At 47.1% G+C, this 8,499-nt stretch carries 8 protein-coding genes; all 8 read left to right on the top strand.

Annotated features, from left to right (window positions below; all coding sequences use genetic code 11):
* Positions 1-330, top strand: a 330-nt coding sequence (locus GVI43_RS15260; RefSeq protein ID WP_484478971.1) for an EF-Tu C-terminal domain-related protein, incomplete at its 5' end; no start/stop codon positions are given.
* Between the two features lie 252 nt (positions 331-582).
* Positions 583-966, top strand: a complete 384-nt coding sequence (gene secE / locus GVI43_RS15255; RefSeq protein WP_159567705.1) for a preprotein translocase subunit SecE — start codon at positions 583-585, stop codon at positions 964-966.
* 1 nt (position 967) lies between these two features.
* Complete coding sequence (nusG, locus tag GVI43_RS15250) at positions 968-1,513, top strand: transcription termination/antitermination protein NusG (RefSeq protein ID WP_159567704.1); 546 nt, start codon at positions 968-970, stop codon at positions 1,511-1,513.
* Between the two features lie 226 nt (positions 1,514-1,739).
* On the top strand, positions 1,740-2,168 hold the full coding sequence (rplK, locus tag GVI43_RS15245; protein ID WP_159567703.1) for a 50S ribosomal protein L11: 429 nt from the start codon (positions 1,740-1,742) through the stop codon (positions 2,166-2,168).
* A gap of 3 nt (positions 2,169-2,171) precedes the next feature.
* Positions 2,172-2,876, top strand: coding sequence for a 50S ribosomal protein L1 (gene rplA / locus GVI43_RS15240; RefSeq protein ID WP_159567702.1), 705 nt, complete (start codon positions 2,172-2,174; stop codon positions 2,874-2,876).
* 328 nt (positions 2,877-3,204) lie between these two features.
* Complete coding sequence (gene rplJ / locus GVI43_RS15235) at positions 3,205-3,702, top strand: 50S ribosomal protein L10 (protein ID WP_159567701.1); 498 nt, start codon at positions 3,205-3,207, stop codon at positions 3,700-3,702.
* 63 nt (positions 3,703-3,765) lie between these two features.
* On the top strand, positions 3,766-4,134 hold the full coding sequence (rplL, locus tag GVI43_RS15230; RefSeq protein WP_159567700.1) for a 50S ribosomal protein L7/L12: 369 nt from the start codon (positions 3,766-3,768) through the stop codon (positions 4,132-4,134).
* A gap of 332 nt (positions 4,135-4,466) precedes the next feature.
* Entirely contained in the window at positions 4,467-8,495 is a 4,029-nt protein-coding gene (gene rpoB / locus GVI43_RS15225; protein WP_159567699.1) for a DNA-directed RNA polymerase subunit beta, read from the top strand.
* The last annotated feature ends 4 nt before the right edge of the window (positions 8,496-8,499 follow it).

The following is an 8,499-nucleotide window of genomic DNA, read 5'->3' as shown; positions in this document are numbered from 1 at the left end:
GATATCGAACGTGGTCAGGTTCTTGCGAAACCAGGTTCAATCAATCCGCATACCCAATTCGTATCAGAAGTTTATATTCTGAGCAAAGATGAAGGCGGCCGTCATACGCCATTCTTCAAAGGCTACCGTCCACAGTTCTACTTCCGTACAACTGACGTGACCGGTACCATCGAACTGCCAGAAGGCGTAGAGATGGTAATGCCAGGTGACAACATTCAGATGACAGTAACGCTGATTGCCCCAATCGCGATGGACGAAGGCTTACGCTTCGCTATTCGTGAAGGCGGTCGTACCGTTGGTGCGGGCGTTGTTGCTCAAATCATCAAATAAGATTGACGCAGTAGGCTTTAAAAGGGCATCATTTGATGCCCTTTTTCAACGCGGTTGAAAGGTAGTTGAATAAAAGAACCTATCTCATCAAGCTTTTATGCTTTATAGCTGGTTTATAAGCGCAGTGAGAGTTAGGGTGAGATAGGCTCATTAGAAAATTACGGCGTATTGTGCCGAAGAAAGAGCGTTCGGCTTGGTTGCTTCGTTAAGGCGGAGTGAGTAATTATTTAAGTCATAATGACAGGTTGGTTTATGAGTGCGAATACCGAAGCTCAAGGAAGCGGGCGCGGACTAGAAATAGTTAAATGGGTTATCGTTGTATTGCTGTTAGCAGTTGCTATCGGCGGTAATTATATTTACCGTGGATACAGCCTGCCTCTGCGTGCTTTGGCCGTTGTTGCTATCATTGGTGTTGCTTTTGTGGTTGCACTATTTACCATCAAAGGTAAAGCGACACTAGAGTTCGCTAAAGCGGCTCGTATCGAAGTTCGCAAGGTGATCTGGCCTACGCGTCAGGAAGCTCTGCACACAACGTTGATCGTTGCTGCAGTGACTGCCGTGATGTCACTGATTCTATGGGGGCTGGATGGTATCCTAGTCCGTTTGGTTTCATTTATAACTGGCCTGAGGTTCTAATATGTCTGAAGCCCCTAAAAAGCGTTGGTACGTAGTTCAAGCATTTTCTGGTTTTGAAGGCCGTGTAGCTCAGTCGCTGCGTGAGCATATTAAACTACAGGAAATGGAAGATCAGTTTGGCGAAGTGATGGTTCCAACCGAAGAGGTTGTCGAGATTCGCGGTGGCCAACGCCGGAAAAGTGAACGTAAGTTCTTTCCCGGTTACGTGTTAGTTCAAATGGCAATGAACGATGCTACATGGCATTTAGTTCGCAGCATTCCACGCGTTATGGGCTTTATTGGCGGAACGTCAGACCGTCCGGCACCGATTAGCGATAAAGAAGTTGATGCGATCATGAATCGCCTACAGCAGGTTGGCGATAAGCCGCGTCCTAAAACGTTGTTCGAACCGGGTGAGTTGGTTCGCGTTAACGATGGTCCATTTGCTGACTTTAACGGTGTGGTTGAAGAAGTTGACTACGAAAAGAGCCGCCTGAAAGTATCGGTTTCAATTTTCGGTCGTGCAACACCGGTAGAATTAGACTTTGGTCAGGTAGAAAAAGGCTAAGCCAAAAAATTTCCGGTTGTTGATGGCGTTACTATTAAATAGCTAACGTAATCAATAGGCGGTCATAGAATAACCATTAGGTTATTGTCAGAAGCGCGGAATTATTTTATAATTTCGCGCCTTTTTATTTTTGTTTATATTGCGTTTTATTAGCAGGTAAACAAAAGCAAATATTACATACGGGGAGCCTCATCGAGGCGTTATCACCCAAACCGAGGAAATCTCAATGGCTAAGAAAGTCCAAGCCTACGTTAAGCTGCAAGTTGCAGCCGGTATGGCGAATCCAAGTCCACCAGTTGGTCCAGCTCTGGGTCAACAGGGTGTGAACATTATGGAATTCTGTAAAGCGTTCAATGCTAAGACTGACAGCATGGAAAAAGGCTTGCCAATTCCAGTTGTTATTACTGTTTATGCTGACCGTTCTTTTACCTTCGTAACTAAGACCCCTCCTGCAGCCGTTCTGTTGAAGAAAGCTGCTGGCGTTAAGTCTGGTTCAGGTACACCGAACAAGACTAAAGTCGGAACAGTAACAAGCGCGCAAGTTCGCGAAATCGCAGAAACTAAATCTGCGGACATGACTGGTGCTGATATAGACGCGATGGTGCGTTCTATTGAAGGTACTGCTCGTTCCATGGGCCTGGTAGTGGAGGGTTAATAGATGACTAAGCTAACCAAGCGCATGCGCGTAATCCGTGACAAAGTTGATGCAACTAAGCAGTACGACATTGCTGAAGCCGTTGCTCTGCTGAAAGAATTAGCCACCGCTAAATTCGTTGAAAGCGTAGACGTTGCCGTAAACCTCGGTATCGATGCTCGTAAATCTGATCAAAACGTTCGTGGCGCTACTGTGCTACCACACGGTACTGGTCGTACAGTTCGCGTAGCCGTATTTGCTCAGGGTGCAAACGCTGAAGCAGCTAAAGAAGCTGGCGCTGACCTGATTGGTATGGAAGATTTGGCTGACCAAATCAAGAAAGGCGAAATGAACTTCGACGTGGTTATTGCTTCTCCTGATGCAATGCGCGTTGTTGGTCAATTAGGCCAAGTATTAGGCCCACGCGGTCTGATGCCAAACCCGAAAGTAGGTACCGTAACGCCTAACGTTGCTGAAGCTGTTCGTAATGCTAAAGCTGGTCAGGTTCGTTATCGTAACGACAAGAACGGTATTATCCATACTACGATTGGTAAAGTTGATTTCGATGCAGCTAAACTGCAAGAGAACTTAGAATCTCTTCTGTCAGCTCTGAAGAAAGCTAAGCCATCGACTGCCAAAGGTATCTTTGTTAAGAAAGTTAGCCTGTCAACCACCATGGGTGCTGGCGTTGCTATCGATCAAAGCAGCCTGAGCGCAGCAGCGAACTAATTCGTTGCTTTACTATGGAGCCAGATTCGTCTAGAATTTGGCCCCTTAGATTTTATCGGTTGGAGCCTGGCCGTTTCCAGGCCTCCGTCCAAGACCGCTGGCGTGTGGCAACATACTTAATCGCTGTTCTTATATTAATAAGGTAACGGCCAGCGTAGACGGTGACAGAGCCTAAAAATATCTTTTATAGAAGTTTTTGCTGGATTCTGCTCACCGTGTTTTAACGCTTGTTCTGCTACTTTTTCGGGACAGACTTTCGTCAAAGTAGCATACGCAAGTGATGTGAGTTCTGGGGATTTTCCCAGTCTAATCCAGGAGCAAAAAGCCAATGGCATTAAATCTTCAAGACAAACAAGCGATTGTTGCTGAAGTTAGCGAAGTAGCCAAGGGCGCGCTGTCTGCAGTTGTTGCGGATTCCCGCGGCGTTTCTGTAGCAAAAATGACTGAACTGCGTAAAGCAGGTCGTGAAGCTGGCGTATATATGCGTGTTGTTCGTAACACCTTAATGCGTCGCGTAGTTGAAGGCACTCCTTATGAGTGCCTGAAAGACACGTTTGTTGGTCCAACCTTAATCGCTTTCTCTAGTGAACATCCGGGCGCAGCTGCTCGTTTATTCAAAGCTTTTGCTAAAGAGAATGCAAAATTTGAGGTTAAAGCAGCAGCCTTTGAAGGTGAGTTTATCTCTGCGGCACAAATTGACCGCTTAGCAACCTTACCAACCTACGAAGAAGCAATCGCACGCCTGATGGGAACCATGAAAGAAGCCGCTGCCGGCAAATTGGTTCGTACCTTGGCTGCGCTGCGCGATCAGAAAGAAGCTGCTTAATAGCCTTTTTCCATCGTTGCTTTTTAACGTATAAACTATTTCTATATTTTAGGAACACTTGTTATGTCAACTATCACTAAAGACCAAATTTTAGACGGTATTGCAGCTTTATCTGTAATGGAAATCGTTGAACTGATTTCTGCTATGGAAGAGAAATTCGGCGTTTCTGCAGCGGCTGTTGCTGCTGGCCCTGCTGCTGCTGTTGAAGCTGTAGAAGAGAAAACTGAATTCGACGTAATCCTGACCGCTGCTGGCGCTAACAAAGTTGCTGCAATCAAAGCAGTACGTGGCGCAACTGGTCTTGGCTTGAAAGAAGCTAAAGACTTAGTAGAAGCTGCACCGACTGCAGTTAAAGAAGGCATCAACAAAGATGACGCTGAAGCTCTGAAAAAAGCTTTGGAAGAAGCAGGCGCTTCTGTTGAGATCAAGTAAGACTGTTTTAAAGTTTGCAGCCTGACTTTATAGGCTGATGGCTGGTGACTTTTTGGTCACCAGCTTTTTTGCGCTCTAGGGGTTCAGTGGAATTTCACACTTTTATACTGCTGAGTAGCCCCAATATTTTTTTCGGGTGACGACTTAATATATTGCTCTCCCTGACTGTAGTAAATCCTGCAATCACGGCGCAATGAAATGATTTAAGAGTTATCGGGAAAGAATATTACGAAAGATATTTCATTCTTTCGATCGATATAAATCGTGTTGCATGAACTGTCCCTATCTGGACGGACAGAGTGGTTCGACTTTCCAGCGAGCTGAGGAACCCTATGGTTTACTCCTATACCGAGAAAAAACGCATCCGTAAGGATTTTGGTAAACGTCCACAAGTATTGGACATTCCTTACCTACTTTCTATCCAGCTTGACTCGTTCCAGAAGTTCATCGAGCAAGACCCGGAAGGTCAACATGGACTGGAAGCTGCCTTCCGTTCTGTGTTTCCTATCCAGAGCTACAGCGGCAATTCTGAGCTGCAATATGTTAGCTATCGTCTTGGTGAACCTGTATTCGATGTCAAAGAATGCCAAATCCGTGGTGTGACTTATTCAGCACCGCTGCGCGTTAAACTGCGCTTAGTGATTTACGATCGTGACGCACCTGCGGGCACGGTTAAAGACATCAAAGAACAAGAAGTTTATATGGGCGAGATTCCGCTCATGACCGATAACGGTACCTTTGTCATCAATGGTACTGAACGCGTTATCGTGTCCCAGTTACACCGTAGTCCGGGTGTATTCTTTGATAGTGATAAAGGTAAAACCCATTCATCGGGTAAAGTGCTGTATAACGCGCGTATCATTCCTTATCGCGGTTCTTGGTTAGATTTCGAGTTTGACCCGAAAGACAACCTGTTCGTTCGTATTGACCGTCGTCGTAAATTGCCAGCGACGATCGTTTTACGTGCACTGCACTACACCACTGAACAAATCTTAGATCTGTTCTTTGACAAAGTTGCATTTGAAATCCTTGATAACAAGCTGCAGATGGAACTTGTTCCTGAGCGCTTGCGCGGAGAAACCGCATCTTTTGATATAGAAGCTGCCGGTACAATTTTCGTAGAGAAAGGTCGTCGTATTACCGCTCGTCATATTCGCCAGCTTGAAAAAGATGGCATTGATAAAATCGAAGTCCCGACTGAATACATTATTGGAAAAGTCGTTGCTAAAGATTATATCGATGAAAGCACGGGTGAAATCATCTGTTCTGCCAATATGGAATTGACGCTAGATCTGCTGGCTAAATTGAGTCAGGCCGGTCACAAGCGCATCGAGACGCTGTTTACTAACGATCTGGACCACGGTTCTTATATGTCCGAGACCATCCGCGTCGATCCAACCAGCGATCGCTTAAGCGCCTTGGTTGAAATCTATCGCATGATGCGTCCTGGTGAGCCACCAACGCGTGAAGCGGCAGAGAATCTGTTTGAGAACCTGTTCTTCTCTGAAGATCGTTACGATCTTTCTGCGGTAGGCCGCATGAAGTTCAACCGTTCTTTAGGCCGTGAAGAAATTGAAGGCTCCGGCATTCTGTGCAAAGAAGACATTACTGAAGTGATGAGAAAGCTTATCGGCATCCGCAACGGTGTTGGTGAAGTGGATGATATCGATCACCTGGGTAACCGTCGTATTCGCTCCGTTGGCGAAATGGCAGAAAACCAATTCCGTGTCGGCCTTGTGCGCGTTGAGCGTGCGGTGAAAGAGCGCTTGTCTCTTGGCGATCTGGATACGCTGATGCCTCAAGACATGATCAACGCTAAGCCGATTTCGGCGGCGGTGAAAGAGTTCTTTGGTTCAAGCCAGCTTTCTCAATTCATGGATCAAAACAACCCACTGTCTGAAATTACGCACAAACGTCGTATTTCAGCGCTGGGCCCGGGCGGCTTAACGCGTGAGCGTGCAGGCTTCGAAGTTCGTGACGTACATCCGACTCACTATGGTCGCGTATGTCCAATCGAAACGCCGGAAGGTCCAAACATCGGTCTGATCAACTCACTGTCTGTTTATGCACAGACCAATGAGTATGGTTTCTTAGAAACGCCTTACCGTCGCGTACGTGAAGGCGTGGTGACCGATGAGATCCACTATTTATCCGCCATTGAAGAAGGCAACTTCGTTATCGCTCAGGCTAACTCAAACCTGAATGACGAAGGCCACTTTATGGAAGATCTGGTTACCTGTCGTAACAAGGGCGAATCAAGCTTATTCAGCCGTGAACAGGTTGACTATATGGACGTTTCAACCCAACAGGTTGTGTCCGTAGGTGCTTCTCTGATTCCGTTCCTGGAGCATGATGACGCCAACCGTGCCCTGATGGGTGCGAACATGCAACGTCAGGCGGTTCCTACTCTGCGTGCTGACAAGCCGCTGGTTGGTACCGGTATGGAACGTGCTGTAGCCGTTGACTCCGGTGTAACCGCAGTTGCAACGCGTGGCGGTACCGTTCAATACGTTGACGCCTCTCGTATCGTTATCAAAGTTAACGAAGAAGAGATGTTACCGGGCGAAGCAGGTATTGATATTTATAACCTGACTAAATACACCCGTTCTAACCAGAACACCTGTATCAGTCAGATGCCATGCGTCTCTTTAGGCGAGCCGGTTGAACGCGGTGACGTGTTAGCCGATGGTCCGTCTACTGACTTAGGCGAACTGGCACTGGGCCAAAACATGCGCGTCGCGTTCATGCCTTGGAACGGTTATAACTTCGAAGACTCCATCTTGGTTTCCGAGCGCGTTGTGCAGGAAGATCGTTTCACAACGATTCATATCCAAGAGCTTTCTTGCGTGTCTCGCGACACCAAGTTAGGGCCTGAAGAGATCACTGCTGATATCCCGAACGTGGGTGAAGCTGCGCTTTCCAAGCTGGATGAATCAGGTATCGTTTATATCGGTGCTGAAGTTACCGGCGGCGACATTCTGGTTGGTAAGGTAACGCCTAAAGGTGAAACCCAGCTAACGCCAGAAGAGAAACTGCTGCGTGCGATCTTTGGTGAGAAAGCGTCTGACGTTAAAGACTCATCGCTGCGCGTACCAAACGGTGTTTCAGGTACCATTATTGACGTTCAAGTCTTTACCCGTGATGGCGTAGAGAAAGACAAGCGTGCGCTTGAAATTGAAGATATGCAGCTCAAGCAGGTTAAGAAAGACTTGACTGAAGAGCTGAAAATCTTTGAAGCCGGTCTGTTTGCCCGTATTCATGATGTGCTGGTTTCTGGCGGCATCGAAGCTGAGAAGCTGAGCAAACTGACTCACGACAAGTGGCTGGAAATCGGATTAACGGACGAAGACAAGCAAAACCAGTTAGAACAACTGGCTGAGCAGTACGACGAACTAAAATCTGATTTTGAGAAGAAGCTTGACGGTAAGCGTCGTAAGATCACTCAGGGCGATGATTTAGCCCCTGGCGTACTGAAGATTGTCAAAGTGTATTTGGCCGTTAAACGTCAAATCCAGCCTGGTGACAAGATGGCAGGACGTCATGGTAACAAAGGTGTTATCTCTAAGATCAATCCGATTGAAGATATGCCTTACGATGAAAACGGAACCCCCGTTGACCTCGTGCTGAACCCTCTGGGCGTACCATCGCGTATGAACATCGGTCAGATTCTGGAAACCCACTTAGGGTTAGCTGCAAAAGGTATCGGCGATAAGATCAACGCCATGCTGAAACAGCAGCAAGAAGTTGCAAAACTGCGTGAGTTTATCCAGAAGGCCTATAATCTGGGTGACGATCTGCGTCAGAAAGTGGACTTAAGTACGTTCTCTGATGAAGCGGTGCTGACTTTGGCAGAAAATCTGCGTAAAGGTATGCCGATTGCAACACCAGTATTTGACGGTGCGAAAGAGAAAGAAATTAAAGAGCTGCTGACGTTGGCCGGTTTACCGACCTCTGGTCAGATCACGCTGTTTGATGGACGTACCGGTGAGCAGTTCGAACGTCCGGTCACCGTTGGCTACATGTACATGTTGAAACTGAACCACTTGGTTGATGACAAGATGCATGCACGTTCTACCGGTTCTTACAGTCTGGTTACTCAGCAACCGCTGGGTGGTAAGGCTCAGTTCGGTGGACAACGCTTCGGTGAGATGGAAGTGTGGGCGCTGGAAGCCTATGGCGCAGCGTACACCCTACAAGAAATGCTAACCGTGAAGTCCGATGACGTAAACGGCCGTACCAAGATGTATAAAAACATCGTGGATGGCAACCATCAGATGGAGCCAGGCATGCCGGAATCCTTCAACGTATTGTTGAAAGAAATCCGCTCGCTGGGTATCAACATCGAGTTGGAAGAGGGTTAATTCC

The sequence above is a fragment of the Budvicia diplopodorum genome (assembly GCF_009800925.1).
In the GTDB taxonomy this organism is placed as follows: Bacteria; Pseudomonadota; Gammaproteobacteria; order Enterobacterales; family Enterobacteriaceae; genus Budvicia; species Budvicia diplopodorum.
This window is presented reverse-complemented; position numbering and strand designations above follow the sequence as displayed.

Bases quoted from the DNA above. Each gene is read 5' to 3' on its own strand.
- secE (WP_159567705.1), top strand. From the start codon at position 583: ATGAGTGCGAATACCGAAGCTCAAGGAAGCGGGCGCGGACTAGAAATA.
- nusG (WP_159567704.1), top strand. From the start codon at position 968: ATGTCTGAAGCCCCTAAAAAGCGTTGGTACGTAGTTCAAGCATTTTCT.
- rplK (WP_159567703.1), top strand. From the start codon at position 1,740: ATGGCTAAGAAAGTCCAAGCCTACGTTAAGCTGCAAGTTGCAGCCGGT.
- rplA (WP_159567702.1), top strand. From the start codon at position 2,172: ATGACTAAGCTAACCAAGCGCATGCGCGTAATCCGTGACAAAGTTGAT.
- rplJ (WP_159567701.1), top strand. From the start codon at position 3,205: ATGGCATTAAATCTTCAAGACAAACAAGCGATTGTTGCTGAAGTTAGC.
- rplL (WP_159567700.1), top strand. From the start codon at position 3,766: ATGTCAACTATCACTAAAGACCAAATTTTAGACGGTATTGCAGCTTTA.
- rpoB (WP_159567699.1), top strand. From the start codon at position 4,467: ATGGTTTACTCCTATACCGAGAAAAAACGCATCCGTAAGGATTTTGGT.